Here is a 16,148-nt window from a genome sequence, read left to right as displayed (position 1 = left end):
TCATGACCATTCGCCATTCAAGATCCGCGCGTTGTCATCCGAAGAGCGCAGGCCGCCTTCTGCCCGGGCTTCTGGCCGCGTCGTGTCTCATCCTCTGGGCGTCCGTTGCGTGCGCCCAGCCGAGCGCCGTGGAGGGTGGGGTGCGCTTTCACCTTCCGGCGGGGAATGAACGCTCCGTCTCCGTCGTGGGGGATTTCAACGGGTGGAGCAAGGATGAGTTGAGAATGGCCCGGGAGGGCGGCGCGTGGGTCGCCGTGGTGAGACTCCGGCCAGGGATGCAGAACTATAAATTTCTCGTCGACGACGAGCGCTACCTCCTGGACCCCACCAATCCCGTCACGATCGACAACTACAACCGTACGGCACAGAATTCCGCGTTCTATGTTGCGGAGGACGGCAAGGTCCTGCTCATCGGTGCGGCGCCGGGTTCGAATGGCAACCGCGGGGATGTGTATCCCGTCCGGGCTGACCGGCAGACGCTCTTCGTGAACATCATCTGGCACCAGCATCAGCCCCTCTATGCCGATCCCGCGACCGATCAGCTTGCCGGCCCATGGGTCCGCACCCACGGGACGAAAGACTATTATGATATGGCCGCCATGCTGCGCGGCTATCCGGACGTGCATTGCACCTTCAATCTCACCACGTCGCTGCTGCATCAGCTCCGTGAATATTATCTGAACCGCATCGGCCCCTCCGTGGACGTCCGGAAGGGCACCATCGATGTCGCCGGTTTCTGGAAGCGTTGGAAAGGGAAGACCGATCCCTGGATCGACCTCGCGTTGACCCCGGCGGCGGCCTACACGGCAGAGCAGCAGAAGATCGTCTATCAGGATCCGTGGAGTGCGCTCGGCGTGAGCGAGGTGATGATGGAGCGCTTCCCGGAATACCGGGACCTGCGCGACCGGGCTCATGCGGCGAAGGCAGGAGGGCCACAACTCACCGTGGATGATCTCCGTGCGATCACGTTCTGGTTCTATCTGGCGAATTTCGACCCTGATTTTCTGCGGGGTCCTGTGCTTCTGCCCGGCGGGAGCGTCTGCGATCTGAGCGCGTACATTGAAGAGCGCCCGGCAGGCCAGTTCCGATTGCGTGGGCCGGTGACGGATGATGATTGCCGCAGGATCGTCGTCGAGACGTACAAAGTGCTTGCCGCGGTGATCCCGGCACACCGCGCCCTGCGCTACGATCCCGTGAAGCATACGGGGCAGATCGATATCATCACGACGCCGTTCTATCATCCGATACTTCCGCTGATCTACGATTCGGATCTTGCACGCACATGCCAGCCCAACGATGCCCTTCCCACGCGGTACTCCTATCCGGAAGATGCCGATGCACAGGTGGTCAAGGCTGTTCGTATGTATCGTTCCATTTTCGGCGCTGACCCTACCGGGATGTGGCCGGGTGAGGGCTCCGTTGCCCAGCCGGTGCTGAAGATCCTCCGCGATCACGGCATTCTCTGGACCGCAAGCGACGTGAAAGTGTTGCGCAATTCGCGACCGGCCGGCAAGCCGAACACCACACCGTATCGCTTCCCTGCGGGCCGGCAGGGGATGGCGCTCGTGTTCCGCGATACAGAACTCTCGGACCGTATCGGGTTCAAATACCAGTCGATGGAAGGCGAAGAGGCCGCCGAGGATTTCGTGCGGAGCCTCCTCGAGATGGCGCCACCGAAGGGTTCTCCGGATGCGCTTGTGACGGTGATCCTGGATGGAGAGAACGCCTGGGAATGGTATGCGAAGGACCAGGACGGGAAGGCCTTCCTCCATGCGCTGTATCGGAAACTGAGTGTGCTCGCGAAGAGCAAGCAGGTTGTACCGGTGACGATGAGTGAGTATCTCAACGGCAATATCACCCGGGGAGTGCAACCGCACCCTGTGCACAAGCTTCCCTCGATGGAATGGCTCTGGCCGGGATCGTGGATCAACGGCAACTACGATACCTGGGTGGGCGAACCGGAAGAGAATGCGGCGTGGGAGTATCTCGGGATCGCACGCAAGGATCTTGCGAATGCCGGCGTGCCCCGGCCCGATCCGCGCACTCCTGCTCCGCGGGTGAACACGAAGGCATGGTACGCCTGGATGGCATGGGAAGAGATGTATGCGGCAGAAGGGTCCGATTGGTTCTGGTGGTATGGCGGCGATCAAACCGCTCCGGCCGGTGATACGCCGTTCGATCAGGGATTCCTGGCACACCTGAGGAACATCTATCGGTTCGGTTCTCGTGCCGGCGGCACGTTCCCGGAGCGTACGTTTGCCCCCATCCTCACGGCTGGTGGAACGGCCGGAGGCGGACCGACAGGAGCGACCACGGGCAAAGGTGCCATGGCAAAAGGCGATGTGCCGGAGCGCGAGGTGCTGTTCATGTGCGATGCTTCGCATGAGCGGGTCACGTCGGCGATCTACATCGTCGGTGAACTCCCGGCTCTCGGCGCATGGCAGCCGAACGTCATTGCAATGCGGGACGACGGTCACGAAGGTGACGAACATGCGGGAGACGGGATCTGGACGATCCGCATCACGCTTCCTGCGGGCACGCGTGTCGCCTACAAGTACACGAACAGCGGGTCCTCGGGCCAGTGGATGCCCGGCGACGAATCCGCACAGCGCAACCGCACTGTGGTCATCGAAGAGAGTTCTAATCCCAGTATCATACGTGACACATTTGGACAGTAAGCCGACCATGAAGACCTACACACCTCCGAAAGCCCTGGATCTTGTCGCCGATGCCCTGAAGCGAAAGATGAAGGAGACACGGCTGCGCAAATACAACTACAGCGTGCCGTCCATCTGGAGCTCCGGCCGTGGCAAACCGAAGGCCGTCCGTGTGCAACCCTATGCCTACTATCTGGGCGTCGTGAAAAAGCTCAAGGCCGCCCGCGCGCCGAAGCCGGGCCCGGCGAGCGGTGGCGAATGGTCCAGAGATGCGGTGATCTATAATCTGTTCATACGCACGGCCACGGCCTATGACCACAACGGGAATGGCACGCTGGATCTCCCCGTCAGTCCGGAAGGATTGCGTGAAACAGGCACGTTCCTCAAGGCGATGGCGATGCTGCCGTACATGAAGCGCCTCGGCGCCACGACGGTGCATGTCCTGCCCATCACGTCCATCGGCCATGATGGCAACAAAGGGACGCTGGGTTCACCGTACGCGATCAGGAACCCGTATGAGCTGGACGAGACGCTCAGTGAACCGTCGCTCGGACTGGACGTGAAGGTGGAGTTCCGTGCGTTCGTGGAAGCCGCCCATCGCCTCGGGCTGCGCGTGGTGGTGGAATTCGTGTTCCGCACTTCGGCGAAGGATGGGGATTGGGTGAAGGAGCATCCGGAGTGGATGTACTGGATCAAGGATGCCGTCCCCCCGAGGGCCCCGGGTGAGACGGATGAGCATACGTACGGCAGTCCGTTGTTCTCCCGCGATGAGCTTCACAGGATCCATCACGATGTGAACAGCGGACATCTGGGCGATCTCCTTCCGCCGCATCAGGTCTACCGCGACTTCTTCACGGCGCCGCCGAAGCCGGAGAATGTGAACAAGGAAGATGGGCGATACATCGGCACGCTCGAGGACGGCACACGGGTGCGTATCCCGGGTGCATTTGCCGACTGGCCGCCGGATGATAACCAGCCTCCATGGGGCGACGTCACCTACCTGCGGATGTACACGCATCCGGAGTTCAATTATATCGGCTACAATACGATCCGCATGTATGACACGCGTCTTACTCAGCCGGAATTCGTGAACCGTCCGCTGTGGGACCGCATCGTCGGGATCATCCCGTACTACCAGCGTGAGTTCGGCATCGATGGCGTCATGATCGACATGGGGCATGCCTTGCCGATGGCGCTCAAAGAGGAACTGGTCGCCAAGGCCCGCTCCATGAACCCCGATTTCGCTTTCTGGGACGAGAACTTCTCGATCACCCAGCGGAGCCGGGAGGAAGGGTACAATGCGGTGTTCGGATTCCTCTGGGTGGATCAGGCCCATCAGGACCGCATCCGGCGATTGGTGGAGAGGCTGGCGCATGAAGGTTTTCCCATCCCGTTCTTTGCGACACCCGAGAACCACAACACACCGCGCGCTGCTGCCCGCCCCGGCGGCCTGCCGTATGCCCGGTGGACCATCTGTGTGAACGCGTTCCTGCCCGCGATCCCGTTCATTCACTCGGGGTTTGAACTGGCGGAGAAATTCCCGATCAACACGGGGCTGGATTTCACATCGGAAGATCTCAAGCATCTCCCTTCGGAAACACTCCCGCTGTTCAGTGAGTACGGCTACGACTGGCAGAGCAAGGACGAGTTCACCCATCTGATCGCGAAGGTCCTGTCCATCAGGAAGAAGTATGCCGCTCTCATCGCTGATCCCAGGCCGGCATCGTTCCGGATGGTGGAAGAGCACAATAGCCAGATCCTGGCGTTCGCCCGGTCGGCGGAGAAGGGCCGCACGCGCATCGCCGTCGTGGGCAATATGGACTACGGCCATCCGCAGATGACGTCCACGCGGCCGGACACGACGCGGAAGACGCTCACGGATCTCCTGACCGGGAAAAAAATGAAGTTGCAGGAAGGGTGGCTCAAAGTGCAACTCGATCCGGGCGAATGCCTCATCTTCGAATTCTAGGAGCAGTACGACCATGAACGATATCCAGCGCCGGCTTGCACGGAGCTTCTACGCACTCGTCAGTCTTCCATCCACGGCCATGGGCTTCGCCCTCTCCGTGCAGATCTCGGCGCTCAGCTGGCTGCTCACCACGCGGTATCATCTGGACATCCACCAGGTGGGGATCGTGTGGGCGGCGGGTCCGCTCGCGGGGATCGTCGGACAGGTGGTGATCGGCCTGATCAGTGACCGGGTCTGGTTCTGGGGAGGGCGGCGGAGGCCGTTCATCGTCATCGGCGGTACCCTGGCAGCACTGATGCTGCTGGCATTGCCGAATATCGGCGAGATCGACGGGGCCCTCGGCATCGGGAATCTGCTTGTGGTGGCGACTGCCGTGGCGCTCACGCTTGACCTCGCGATCAATATCAGCTTCAACCCGACGCGCTCGATCATCGCCGACGTGACGCCTGAAGGCGCCGCGCGGACGCGTGGCTACACGTGGATGCAGACGATCAGCGGGTTCTTTGGCGTCCTTGCGTATGTGATCGGAGCCGCGGCGGGCAACTTCATGCTCATCTATGCCGGTGTGGGTCTGGTGCTCGCGTTCTCCCTGATCCCCGTGTTCTTCATCGAAGAGCCCCGTGCGCTGGCAGGTGTCGCGTCGGCAGGCGAGGGCACGGTGGCCGTCCGCCGCACGCAGTGGGGGCAGCTCTTTGAGCTCTTCTTCGCGCATGCCTTCGCGTGGATCGGCGTGCAGACGATGTTCGTGTACATCATCGCGTTCATTCAACAGAAGATGCCGCTGCCTCTCGATGCCGCACTGGCGGCGGAGGAAACGGGGCGGATCATTCCTATCGCCTTTGCCGTGCTCAATACGATCGGGTTCCTTCTCCCGGCGCCTGTGCTCGAACCGCTCGCGCGCAGGATCGGCCGCGTGCGCGTCCATACCATCGCCATGGCCATCATGGCGGCCGGCTACTTCGGGATCGTCGCTGTCGGAGACACCCCGCTGATGCTCTATCTCCTCATGGCGGTCGTCGGGATCGGCTGGGGTTCGGTGGTCTCGCTGCCGTTCGCGATCATGTCAGAGAAAGTGGAGACCGGCCGCATGGGGTTCTTTATGGGGCTGTTCAATCTATCCGTGGTGATCCCCCAGCTGCTCGTCAGCCTGGTGCTGGGTTCCGTGATCCAGGCCGCGGGCGACAAGACGATAATCTTCGTGATCAGCGGAACAGCCCTTGCGGCTTCCACCTTCCTCTGGACCTTTGTGCGCGATGAACGCGGAGAGCGGCCCGCCGTTCCTCCGGGAGGGCATTGACCGCCATGAACCATGTTCGCCAGACCCTGGTGTTCGCCGTCGTGGCTCTCCTTGCTGCCATGGTGGCCACCCCGTGGACGGGATGCCACCGCCGCGATGATGGGAAGATCCGGATCACGATGTGGCATCAGGACCGCATCGATGTGCGGCTGATCCTGCAACGGCAACTCGACCGGTTCATGCAGTTGCATCCGGAGGTGCGCGTGGAGCAGCTGTTCAAAGAGACCGAAGAGCTGCGGTCCGGATTCATCATCGCCGCTCTGGCCGGGCAGGGTCCCGAGATCGTCTACGGTCCATCCGACCAGGTCGGGCCGTTTGAGATCATGAAGATCATTCTGCCGCTGGAAGACATCTTTGAGAAGGAGTGGCTCGCGCAGTATGACTCCCGCGGGCTGACCTGGTACAGGGGCCACCTCTACCAGGTCGCAGACAAACTCGGGAATCACCTTACCCTCGTGTACAACAAGAAGCTCGTTCCCGTTCCGCCAACCACCGATGTGGAACTCGTGGAGATCGGCAAGCGGATCACCGCGGATCTCAATGGGGATGGCAAGACGGACCGGTACGGGCTCACGTGGAATTACACCGAGCCATTCTTCTTCATCCCGTTCATGACCGGTCATGGCGGTTGGATCATGGATGACGCCGGGAATCCCACGCTCAACAGCCGCGGGACGATCGACGGGTTGGGGTTCGTGAAACGGCTCCGCGACGAATATCACATCATTCCGAATGAAGCCGATTACAATGTGGCGGACATCCTCTTCAAGGATGGGAACGCCGGGATGATCATCAACGGTGACTGGTCATGGGCAGGATACCGGAATGCCGGCCTCGATATCGGCGTGGCGCCGCTGCCCCGGATAACATCGACCGGGCTCTGGTGCGAGCCGATGGTCTCGCCGAAAGGCTTCTCGATCAATGGCAACATCTCCGCGGAGAAACGGCGCTGGGTGATCGAGTTGATCCGGTACCTGATGAATCCGGAGAACCAGCTCGAATCCACCAAGGAGCTCTTCACTATGCCCACGCACATGGCGGTGCAGCAGGGAGAGTTCGTGCAGGGAAATGAGATCCTTCGCAACTCGGCCCTCCAGATCGCTCACGGCCGGACGATGCCAGTGGTGCCCGAGGTGCGGGCGATCTGGGATGCCATGCGTCCCGGGTATCAGGCCGTGCTGGCCGGCAGGGTGAGTGCGGAACAGGCAGCGGCCGAGATGCAGGCGATGGCGCTCCGGCGGATCAAAGAAATGAACGAATAGGCACATCATGAACCTCTCCCCTCGCACACGACACCGGGTGTACCTGTTCTTCCTCGTCGCGCCGACGTTCCTGATCCTCTTCGGCGTCGTCATCTATCCCTTCTTCTATAATGTCATCCTGTCGCTGTCGAACATGAGCCTGCGCCACATCCGCGACTGGCAGATCATCGGGTTCGGACAGTACGTGAAGGTGTTCACCGAACCGTCGCAACCCGACTTCTATATGGTCTTCGGCAAGACGATCATCTGGACCGTGGTGAACGTCGTCTGTCACGTGGTGATCGGCGTCTTCCTTGCCCTCGTGCTCAACCAGAAGGAGATCAAAGGGAAGTGGTTGTTCCGGGCGATCCTGGTGCTCCCCTGGGCGGTGCCACAATTGATCGTTGCGCTCACCTGGCGGGGGATGTTCAACTACGAGTACGGTTCCATCAATCTGATGCTCACGCAATGGCTCGGCATCGAAGGTGTGCAGTGGCTCCGGCAGCCGCTGGAGGCATTCATTGCGGTGATCGTGACGAACGTCTGGCTCGGGTTCCCGTTCATGATGGTGATCGCCCTGGGGGCGCTGCAGAGCATTCCCCATGATCTGTACGAAGCGGCGGACATCGACGGGGCGCGGTGGTATCACAAACTCTGGCACATCACCGTGCCGCTCATCCGTCCGGTCATGGTGCCGGCCATCACCCTCGGTACCATCTGGACGTTCAACAACCTGAACATCGTGTGGCTGGTGAGCAACGCCGGTGAGCCGTCGGACCAGACACACCTGCTCGTGTCCTTCGTGTACAAGGCGGCATTCAATTTCTACCGGTATGGCTACGGCGCTGCCGTGTCGATGGTGATCTTTGTCATCCTCCTGGTGTTCAGTCTGACCTTCATGCGCCGATCCAAAGCAACCGACAACGTGTATTCCTGAGGAGTACTGCATGGTACGCAGCAGATCCACCACCATGGTCCGTGTCGCCGCCAGCTATGCGGTCCTGATCGTCTTCTCGATCATCGCGCTGTATCCCGTCTGGCAGATCGTGAATATCTCGCTCCGGCCGGCCGATCGTCTGCTGTCGACGTCGCTGGAACTGATCCCCGATCAGGCGTCCTTCAAGAACTACGTCGACCTCTTCACCGAGCGACCCTTCTTCACGTGGCTCCTCAATAGTACGCTGGTCGCGGTCGTGGTCACCGCCACCGGCGTTGCCTTGGCGTCGATGGCCGGGTATGCCTTCTCCCGGTATTCGTTCATCGGGAAGAAGTCCGACCTGCTCAGCCTTCTCGTGACGCAGATGTTCCCCGCAACGATGCTGTTGTTGCCGATGTACATCATGCTTGTGCAGTTGCAGCTGATCAACACCTATATCGGCATCGTGGTGATGTACTCCGCGACGGCCCTGCCCTTCTGTATCTGGCAGATGAAGGGGTATTATGATACGATCCCGCCGAGCCTCGAGGAGGCCGGACGCATCGACGGGGCCTCGCAGAGCCAGATCTTTTTCCGCATCATCCTGCCGCTGGCGGCACCGGCGCTGGTGATCACCGCGCTGTTCTCGTTCATGGCATCATGGACGGAGTACGTGGTTGCCGCGCAGATCCTGCAGGATACCGAGCTGTGGACGCTGCCGCTGGGCCTCAAATCCTTTGAATCGAATATGGGATCGGAGTGGGGGCTCTATGGCGCCGCTTCGGTCATTGTGACCATCCCGGTCGTCGTCCTTTTCCTGTCGCTCAGCCGTTGGCTTGTTTCCGGCCTGACGCTCGGCAGCGTGAAAGGGTGACGCCTCCCACCACCATCAGGGCACACGTCATGGACAAGCCGCGGTTATCGTTCTGGCAGATCTGGAATATGAGTGTTGGATTCTTCGGCATCCAATTCGGGTGGGGGCTGCAGATGGCGAACATGAGCGCCATCTACGAGTACCTCGGCGCGTCACAGAAGGAGATCGCCTGGCTGTGGATCGCCGCTCCACTCACGGGATTGATCGTGCAGCCGATCGTCGGCTACGCCAGCGACAGGACGTGGGGGAGATTGGGGCGGCGCCGTCCGTACTTCCTTGTGGGCGCAGTCCTCTCGACGCTTGCACTCATCGCTATGCCGAATGCCTCTGCCGTGTGGATGGCAGCGGGACTCCTCTGGATCCTGGATGCCAGCATCAATATCACCATGGAACCGTTCCGCGCATTTGTCGGGGACATGCTCCCGCAGGATCAGCGGAAGACCGGTTTCGCCATGCAGAGCCTGCTGATCGGGCTGGGTGCTGTCCTCTCGTCGGCATTGCCCTACATGCTGACGAACTGGTTCGGTGTCGCCGATACCGTTACGGGGAATGCGATCCCCCGAACGGTCCAGCTGGCGTTCTATTGCGGGTCGGCGGTCTTCATCGCGGCTGTCCTCTTCACGGTCGTCCGTACGAAGGAATACCCGCCCGAGGATATCGGGGAGTTCAGAAGACAGAATGCGGCCTCCTCCGGTGCGGGAAGGGCCTTCATCGAGATCTTCCGCGGCATCACTTCCATGCCGACCGCCATGAAGCAACTTGCCGTGGTGCAGTTCTTCACCTGGTTCGCGATGTTCTGCATGTGGATCTACTTTGTACCCGCGGTTGCAACGGTGGTCTTCGGTGGAACTCCGGGATCCCCGGCATATCAGGCCGGCAACGAGTGGGGAGGTGTCTGCTTCTCGGTGTACAACGGCACGGCGTTCGTGTTCGCCTTCGTGTTGCTGGCATTGGTCCGCCGGTTCTCCCCGCGCTCGATCCACCGGATCTGCCTCCTCGCCGGAGGGCTGGGCTTGATCTCCGCCGCCGTCTTCCAGGATCAGTATCTGCTGCTCGGTTCGATGGTGCTGGTCGGCGTTGCATGGGCGAGCATCCTGTCGATGCCCTATGCCATGCTGTCGAATGCGATCCCTCCGGAAAAGATGGGCTTCTACATGGGGGTCTTCAACTTCTTCATCGTCCTTCCCCAGATCCTTGCATCCGCCGGGCTCGGCGTGCTGATGACAGGCTTGTTGGGCGACGATCCGATGCATGCAGTGGTCCTGGGAGGGGGTTCGATGATCGTTGCCGGACTGAGCGTGGGATTGGTGTCGAAGAACGTCGATGATTTCGGGACGCAGACAGCCCGTTGAGGGTGCGCTCAGGCCTGTGGATCGGACCGGAGCAGGCTGTAGCTGAGGAGGTCGGTCGTTCTGCCGTCCTTGTACACCGCGCCGCGCAGCCTGCCCTCGAATGTGAAGCCGGCTTTTTCGAGAACGCGGGCTGACGCCGGGTTCCATGCGAACACCTGGGCGAAGATGCGGTCGATATCGAGGTGTGTGAATCCCCACGCGGTCACGACCCGCACGGCGTCACTCGTGATGCCCCGTCCCCAGTACTCCTCGCCGAGCCAATAGCCGAGCTCTGCGCTGCGCCGCATGAAATCCCCCTGTCGGTGAAGTCCGATCCCGCCAATGGCTTCCTCCGCCGAAGCGATGGCGAACGCGGTCTCGGGGCGGTCGAGCATCACCTCGCGGATCCAGGCCTGTGCATGGGCGGTGTTGTAGGGGAAGGGAAAGAGGTCGCGCAGGTTCACCCACACGTTCCGGTTGTTGGCATGGCGGGCGATGGCAGCGGCATCGTCAAGGACGAAACTTCTGACCGCGAAGTCGCCGATGGGCAGATAGGTATTGTATGTGGGCATAGGTACTTCGTGCGCGCGCAGAACCGGATGCGCCGGCATCCGCGCGCTTGAGATCCGCGTCAGAACAGGATGGGGATGAGAATGTACGCCACGCTCAATCCGGAGATGATGAGCGATGCGAACATGCCCAGCGCCCAGAAGAACATGGGGAGTTCGCCGTCCGTCCTCCGGGCCTGCCGGAGGGCATTGCGCCAGCACCAGATCGTCGATCCCAGTGCCAGGGTGGCAATGGTTCCGAAGGCGAGAAGGAGGATCAGATCGAGGCGTCCCATGGAAGAATATACGAAAGGGTGATTGCTCTTCCAAACCGAGGGTTGCAGTTCAGCCAGTGGGTGGCTATATTAAAGAGGTCGAACCATCGGAAGGAGCGGGAATGGCATCGTCAGCCGGCGCATCGATCCTGATCGTGGAGGATGAGGCGGAACTTCGGAATCTGTTCGCGCTCATTCTGGAGATGGAAGGATTCACCGTGTTGCAGGCCGCGGACGGGCAGAAGGGGCTGGATATCCTGTCCACGCATGCCGGTTCGATCCGGATGGTGATCACGGACCTGAATCTCCCGAAAGTGGGTGGGATGGACCTGATCAATCAGGCCCGCAAATTGAACCCCGCAGTCAAGATCGTTGGCACCAGCGGCATGTCCGGCGATAAGGTCCGTGAGATGGTGATGCGCGCAGGGGCTGATGATTTCATCCCGAAGCCGTTCCAGGCCCAGGATGCCATACGCAAGCTGAAGGCGATACTGGACCAGCCATGAAAGCAGCGACCGAATACCTCTGGTTCACTACCCGCACCAAACGCGACTACATCAATATCACCCTGAAGGTCCAGGAGATCGTCACCGCCAGCGGTATCCGTGAAGGTATGGTGCTCGTTTCGGCCATGCACATCACCGCGGGGGTGTATGTCAATGACGCGGAGGACGGGCTGATCAAGGATATTGATGAATGGCTGGAGCATCTGGCGCCGTATCGCGATGACTACCGGCACCATCGGACGGGGGAGACGAATGGTGATGCGCATCTGAAGAGTCTGCTGGTCCATCATGAGGTTGTTGTCCCTGTCACGAACGGGGCGCTGGACCTCGGTCCGTGGCAGCAGGTGTATTATGCGGAATTTGACGGCATGCGGCGCAAGCGGCTCGTCGTCAAAGTACTTGGTGAATAACACTCTGTCGTACCATCCCTGAAGCAGGAGCTCCCATGAAGTCCATCGTCCGTGCCGGATCCGTCCTCGCACTTCTGGCCGTGCTGCAAGTTGCAGCCACATCGCAGGTGGTGAAACCTATCGTCCCCGTGAGCGTCAGCGCCGACATTTACCGCTTCCGTGGAGGCGATGATGAACACGTCCTTGTAGAGATCGCGTATGCATTCCCCGAGCGCGCCCTTACATACCGGCCCGATTCCGCCGGCCTCGCAGCAGGCGGCGCAGTGAACATCCTGGTCTACCAGCGCGACTCGCTCATTTCCAATGACGGTTGGATCACTCCTCATCGCGTGCCTGATACATCGTCATTCTCCCGCGGGATGAACCTCGTGGGGCTCCATCGGTTGGAACTCGCGGCGGGCGACTACATCCTCCGTATCCTCGTGCGCGACCGCTTCGCTCCGGATCGTCGCGATAGCATCACGGTCCGCCTGCCTATCCGGGTCTTCACGACCGCCGCCCCCGCACTGAGCGATCTGGAGTTCGCATCCGTCATACGCCAGGGAAATCCGGGTGGCGTCTTTTACAAGAACACCCTGGACGTGGTGCCGAATGTGGGAGGGATGTTCAGCGAAGATCAACGCTGCAACTACTATCTTGAAGCCTATAACCTCACCACCGGGCAGGATACGGGCCAGTTCGTGATCCGGACGAGCGTTCTGGATGCGGTCGGGAAAGAGATCATCTCGCGTGACCGCCCGCGGCGCCGTGCCGGGGAGTCCAGTGTGATCGTGGACAATGTCCCCGTCAAGAATCTCCGCACCGGAACGTATTCCATGATCGTGTCATTGCTCGACCGTGACGGCAAGCCTTCGAGTTCGTCGAGCAGGAAGCTGTATGTCTACAATGAGACCCTCGGGATCGATTCCTCGCTCCTCCGCACCGCGTCCACGCTGCCCATGCCCCAATACATGTCGATGGATGAAGCGGAGGTCGATCGCGAATTCCAGTGGTGCAGGTACGTGGTGATGGATGATGAGAAATCGCAGTGGGCCGACCTGAAAGGCGTCGATGCCAAACGCAGGTTCATGTCCGATTTCTGGCGCCAGCGCGGCGCCGGCGTCCGCGAAGAGTACCTGTCGCGCGTCGCGTATACGAACACGAACTTCCGCGTCCTGGGGCGCGACGGATTCAAGACCGACCGCGGGCGGGTGATGATCCTGTACGGACAGCCGGACGATGTGGATCGTCATCCCAATGAGACCGAGATGCGTCCCTATGAGGTCTGGTCGTACAACAACATCCAGGGCGGCGTCATCTTTGTGTTCGTGCTCCGGAACGCCGCCGGCGACTATGAACTCGTCCATTCCACGCACCGGGATGAATTGCACGACGAGAACTGGGACCGCGTGGGAGTGTCCCGCTAACGGTCGGTCCCCGGGGGCCCGGACACCAATGACATCCTACATTGAATATCTGGGCTTCCGTGCGCTGGCAGTGCTCGTGAGCCACGCGCCGTACCGGTGGGTTGGCGCCATGGGATCGCTCCTCGGCCTGGCGGTGATGTACGTGACCGGATACCGCCGGACGGTCACGATGGACAATCTGCGCCACGCTTTTCCCGGGAAGCCCCAGGAGGAGTTGGATGCCATAGCCCGTGGCGCCTATCGCAACTACGGTCGGGCGATACTGGAAATGCTGTGGGCGGGAGGGCAATCCGCCGATGTTCTCCGGGCCCGGATCCATCCGCGCAACATCGAGGTGCTCAGGGAAGCTCTCGCAGGCGGGCATGGCACCATCCTCATGTCCGCCCACTTCGGTTCGTGGGAGTTCCTCCTCACCGGGCTCAAACTGCATATCCCCGAACCTTTTGTCGCGATCGCGCAACGTCAGCGGAATGAACGCATCGATGCAATGATCGACGAGCGCCGCCGCCGCTTCGGCGTGATGACCGTGCCCATGGGTCCATCCGTGCGGGAGGTACTCCGGGCACTCGGCGAAGGGAAGGTGATCATCATCCTTGGTGATCAGAGCGGCCCCCGCGAATCCGTCTTCATCCCGTTCTTCGGGCGACCCTCTGCGACCCACCGGGGTGCGGCAGCATTCGCGCTCCGCGCACACGCTCCGATCGTCCTCGTGCTGCTGATGCGACGTGAGGACGGGGAGTACGATGCGGTGTTCGAACGCATCGATACCACAGGGCTGACGGGTGACCGCGAGGCGCAGATCGTTGAGCTTACCGCACGGCATGCCGCGGTGCTGGAACGCCACATCAGAGAACGGCCGGACCACTGGCTCTGGATGCATAAGCGTTGGAAACATACCCCTGAGTATGAAGCGCGCATGACTGCATCGGCGGTGCATGCGGAGCTCCCATGAACGGGGCCCGGCGATTCCTCGTCTTTCACACGGCATTCATCGGGGACCTTGTGCTGACGCTTCCGGTCACACAAGCGTTGCGCGCGGCATATCCCGACGCATGGATCGGGGTGGTGGCCATCCCTGCCGCCGGGTCCCTGCTGCATGGTCACCCGTCCATCGACGAAGTGATCGTGTATGACAAGAAGGGGACGGACCGCGGAGTGGGTGGGTTCTTCACCCTTGTCCGGCGGATGAGGGCCTTGCATGCGGCGACGGCCATCGTGCCGCATCGTTCGCTGCGCAGCGCACTGGCGGTCTGGTTCGCAGGCATCCCCCGCCGTGTTGGATTCACCACAAGCGCGGCGGCCATGCTCTTCACGGACCGCGTGCCATATGATCCTGCGGCCCATGAGGTGGACAGGAATCTCGCACTCCTCGGTCCGGTGGGGGTTGACCCCCGCGGGGCGCGGCGTCCGGTACTCCCGCTTTCGTCCGACGATGCGGTTGTCGTGGATCGCGCGCTGGGGCGGACCGGTGGAGCCACCGGTGCTGCACCGCTGGTCGCGCTGGCTCCCGGGTCGGTCTGGTTCACCAAGCGTTGGCCCGCACGGCATTTCGCATCCCTCGCCATGGGGCTGAGCCGCGCAGGCTGCCAGGTCGTCCTGATCGGGGGGAAGGAAGATCGATCCCTCTGCGGCGAGATCGCGGCAGCGTGCACAGAGGGCGAGACGGCAAAGAACATGGCGGGCGAGCTCACGCTCAGGCAGTCGGCCGAACTCCTGCGCAGATGCAGGCTCGTCGTCACCAATGACAGCTCCCCGCTGCACATCGCGGGGGCTGTGGGAACGACGACATTCGCGATCTTCGGGGCGACCGTCCCCGCATTCGGATTCGGGCCGCTTGGCCCGATCGACCGCACGTTCGGTGTAGAGGGATTGTCCTGCCGCCCCTGTGCGATCCATGGCGGCGACCGCTGTCCCATCGGGACCTTTGATTGCATGGAACGCCTGGATCCGGACACTATCCTCCGGGCCGCCCTCGATCTGCTTCACGCCCATAGGGAGGAACGCTGAATGGCACTCACGCTGGCAGTCGACCGTGAACATCCCGCCGATAGGCCGCTCGTCCTCGCGGCAGAAGTGATCCAGGCGGGTGGGGTGATCGTGTATCCGACCGAGACCGTGTATGGCATCGGTGCGAATGCCTGGGACGGGACGGCGATCGCCAAGGTGCGTGCGTTGAAGCGCCGGACCGATCAGAAACCCATCCTGGTGATCGTGGGATCGCGCGATCAGCTTGCCTCCGTCGTGGATGGCATCACGCCGCTTGCAGAGCGCTGCATGGATGCGTTCTGGCCTGGCCCTCTGACGCTCGTCTTCAAGGCTTCCACACGGGTCCCCGACCTCCTCTCGCGCGGCACCGGGACGATCGGCGTCCGCATCCCCTCCAGCCCGGTATGCCTCCGCCTTCTCGCACTCGCGGGCTGCCCACTGACCTCGACGAGCGCCAATCTTTCAGGAATGCCCACGTTGCACACGGTCAGTGAGATCAGGCAGGTGATCCCGCTCGGCATCGATCTGGTCCTGGATGCAGGCGTTCTTCCGCCGTCGGAACCGTCAACGGTGCTTGATGTGACAACCGCTCAACCGCGCCTTCTGCGGGCCGGTGCGGTCAGTGAGGCGCGGCTCCGGGAGGTCGTGCCGACCCTGGTGATCGGGGCGTAAAGCCATACCGCGGCCGGAACCCGGTTCGCATCCCACACAGAGTTTCCGGAGGAGTACGTT

Annotated in this window: 13 protein-coding genes and 1 pseudogene; 12 read left to right on the top strand and 2 right to left on the bottom strand. The window is 61.5% G+C overall.

Features of this window, described 5'->3' with window-relative positions; genetic code table 11:
* Positions 1 to 2: 2 nt before the first annotated feature.
* The 6 genes and pseudogenes from IPI01_07390 (at position 3) to IPI01_07365 (ending at position 10,306) form a co-directional block, all read left to right on the top strand.
* Positions 3 to 2,678, top strand: a complete 2,676-nt coding sequence (locus tag IPI01_07390; protein ID MBK7257614.1) for a hypothetical protein — start codon at positions 3 to 5, stop codon at positions 2,676 to 2,678.
* A gap of 7 nt (positions 2,679 to 2,685) precedes the next feature.
* A complete protein-coding gene (locus IPI01_07385; protein ID MBK7257613.1) occupies positions 2,686 to 4,626 on the top strand; it encodes an alpha-glucosidase C-terminal domain-containing protein in 1,941 nt (646 codons plus the stop codon).
* A 13-nt stretch (positions 4,627 to 4,639) separates the two neighbouring features.
* Positions 4,640 to 5,923 (top strand): MFS transporter, encoded by a 1,284-nt coding sequence (locus IPI01_07380; GenBank protein ID MBK7257612.1) that lies wholly within the window; start codon positions 4,640 to 4,642, stop codon positions 5,921 to 5,923.
* 59 nt (positions 5,924 to 5,982) lie between these two features.
* Positions 5,983 to 8,101 (top strand): annotated as a pseudogene (locus IPI01_07375) (extracellular solute-binding protein).
* A 34-nt stretch (positions 8,102 to 8,135) separates the two neighbouring features.
* Positions 8,136 to 8,954 (top strand): sugar ABC transporter permease, encoded by an 819-nt coding sequence (locus IPI01_07370; protein ID MBK7257611.1) that lies wholly within the window; start codon positions 8,136 to 8,138, stop codon positions 8,952 to 8,954.
* A 29-nt stretch (positions 8,955 to 8,983) separates the two neighbouring features.
* Positions 8,984 to 10,306 carry an MFS transporter gene (locus tag IPI01_07365; GenBank protein ID MBK7257610.1) on the top strand — a complete coding sequence of 441 codons (1,323 nt, stop codon included), beginning with the start codon at positions 8,984 to 8,986 and terminating at the stop codon, positions 10,304 to 10,306.
* 8 nt (positions 10,307 to 10,314) lie between these two features.
* Here the strand turns inward: IPI01_07365 and IPI01_07360 are convergent, their stop codons facing one another.
* Together IPI01_07360 and IPI01_07355 are read right to left on the bottom strand one after the other, a co-directional pair.
* Positions 10,315 to 10,857 (bottom strand): GNAT family N-acetyltransferase, encoded by a 543-nt coding sequence (locus tag IPI01_07360; protein MBK7257609.1) that lies wholly within the window; start codon positions 10,855 to 10,857, stop codon positions 10,315 to 10,317.
* 59 nt (positions 10,858 to 10,916) lie between these two features.
* Positions 10,917 to 11,129 carry a hypothetical protein gene (locus tag IPI01_07355; protein ID MBK7257608.1) on the bottom strand — a complete coding sequence of 71 codons (213 nt, stop codon included), beginning with the start codon at positions 11,127 to 11,129 and terminating at the stop codon, positions 10,917 to 10,919.
* A 101-nt stretch (positions 11,130 to 11,230) separates the two neighbouring features.
* On the opposite strand from IPI01_07355, the gene IPI01_07350 reads away from it, so the two are divergent.
* From IPI01_07350 to IPI01_07325, 6 genes are read left to right on the top strand one after another with little or no spacing between them, the layout of a single operon-like run.
* Positions 11,231 to 11,614 (top strand): response regulator, encoded by a 384-nt coding sequence (locus IPI01_07350; protein ID MBK7257607.1) that lies wholly within the window; start codon positions 11,231 to 11,233, stop codon positions 11,612 to 11,614.
* Positions 11,611 to 12,024: a YjbQ family protein gene (locus IPI01_07345; GenBank protein ID MBK7257606.1), complete on the top strand. Its 414-nt coding sequence runs from the start codon at positions 11,611 to 11,613 to the stop codon at positions 12,022 to 12,024. The genes IPI01_07350 and IPI01_07345 overlap by 4 nt, the downstream gene beginning before the upstream one ends.
* Before the next feature lie 35 nt (positions 12,025 to 12,059).
* Positions 12,060 to 13,430, top strand: coding sequence for a GWxTD domain-containing protein (locus IPI01_07340; protein ID MBK7257605.1), 1,371 nt, complete (start codon positions 12,060 to 12,062; stop codon positions 13,428 to 13,430).
* Positions 13,431 to 13,458: 28 nt separating this feature from the next.
* On the top strand, positions 13,459 to 14,382 hold the full coding sequence (locus tag IPI01_07335; GenBank protein MBK7257604.1) for a lysophospholipid acyltransferase family protein: 924 nt from the start codon (positions 13,459 to 13,461) through the stop codon (positions 14,380 to 14,382).
* Complete coding sequence (waaF, locus tag IPI01_07330) at positions 14,379 to 15,437, top strand: lipopolysaccharide heptosyltransferase II (protein ID MBK7257603.1); 1,059 nt, start codon at positions 14,379 to 14,381, stop codon at positions 15,435 to 15,437. Before IPI01_07335 ends, waaF begins: the two co-directional genes overlap by 4 nt.
* Complete coding sequence (locus tag IPI01_07325) at positions 15,438 to 16,088, top strand: threonylcarbamoyl-AMP synthase (protein ID MBK7257602.1); 651 nt, start codon at positions 15,438 to 15,440, stop codon at positions 16,086 to 16,088.
* Positions 16,089 to 16,148 lie beyond the last annotated feature (60 nt).

Source organism: Ignavibacteriota bacterium (assembly GCA_016707525.1).
In the GTDB taxonomy this organism is placed as follows: Bacteria; Bacteroidota; Ignavibacteria; order UBA10030; family UBA6906; genus JAGDMK01.
Note: the sequence above shows the minus strand (reverse complement) of the source record. Positions and strands in the feature narration are given on the sequence as shown.

Excerpts from the sequence above, each read along its gene's own strand:
- IPI01_07390 (MBK7257614.1), top strand. The coding sequence starts at position 3 with ATGACCATTCGCCATTCAAGATCCGCGCGTTGTCATCCGAAGAGCGCA.
- IPI01_07385 (MBK7257613.1), top strand. The coding sequence starts at position 2,686 with ATGAAGACCTACACACCTCCGAAAGCCCTGGATCTTGTCGCCGATGCC.
- IPI01_07380 (MBK7257612.1), top strand. The coding sequence starts at position 4,640 with ATGAACGATATCCAGCGCCGGCTTGCACGGAGCTTCTACGCACTCGTC.
- IPI01_07370 (MBK7257611.1), top strand. The coding sequence starts at position 8,136 with ATGGTCCGTGTCGCCGCCAGCTATGCGGTCCTGATCGTCTTCTCGATC.
- IPI01_07365 (MBK7257610.1), top strand. The coding sequence starts at position 8,984 with ATGGACAAGCCGCGGTTATCGTTCTGGCAGATCTGGAATATGAGTGTT.
- IPI01_07360 (MBK7257609.1), bottom strand. The coding sequence starts at position 10,857 with ATGCCCACATACAATACCTATCTGCCCATCGGCGACTTCGCGGTCAGA.
- IPI01_07355 (MBK7257608.1), bottom strand. The coding sequence starts at position 11,129 with ATGGGACGCCTCGATCTGATCCTCCTTCTCGCCTTCGGAACCATTGCC.
- IPI01_07350 (MBK7257607.1), top strand. The coding sequence starts at position 11,231 with ATGGCATCGTCAGCCGGCGCATCGATCCTGATCGTGGAGGATGAGGCG.
- IPI01_07345 (MBK7257606.1), top strand. The coding sequence starts at position 11,611 with ATGAAAGCAGCGACCGAATACCTCTGGTTCACTACCCGCACCAAACGC.
- IPI01_07340 (MBK7257605.1), top strand. The coding sequence starts at position 12,060 with ATGAAGTCCATCGTCCGTGCCGGATCCGTCCTCGCACTTCTGGCCGTG.
- IPI01_07335 (MBK7257604.1), top strand. The coding sequence starts at position 13,459 with ATGACATCCTACATTGAATATCTGGGCTTCCGTGCGCTGGCAGTGCTC.
- waaF (MBK7257603.1), top strand. The coding sequence starts at position 14,379 with ATGAACGGGGCCCGGCGATTCCTCGTCTTTCACACGGCATTCATCGGG.
- IPI01_07325 (MBK7257602.1), top strand. The coding sequence starts at position 15,438 with ATGGCACTCACGCTGGCAGTCGACCGTGAACATCCCGCCGATAGGCCG.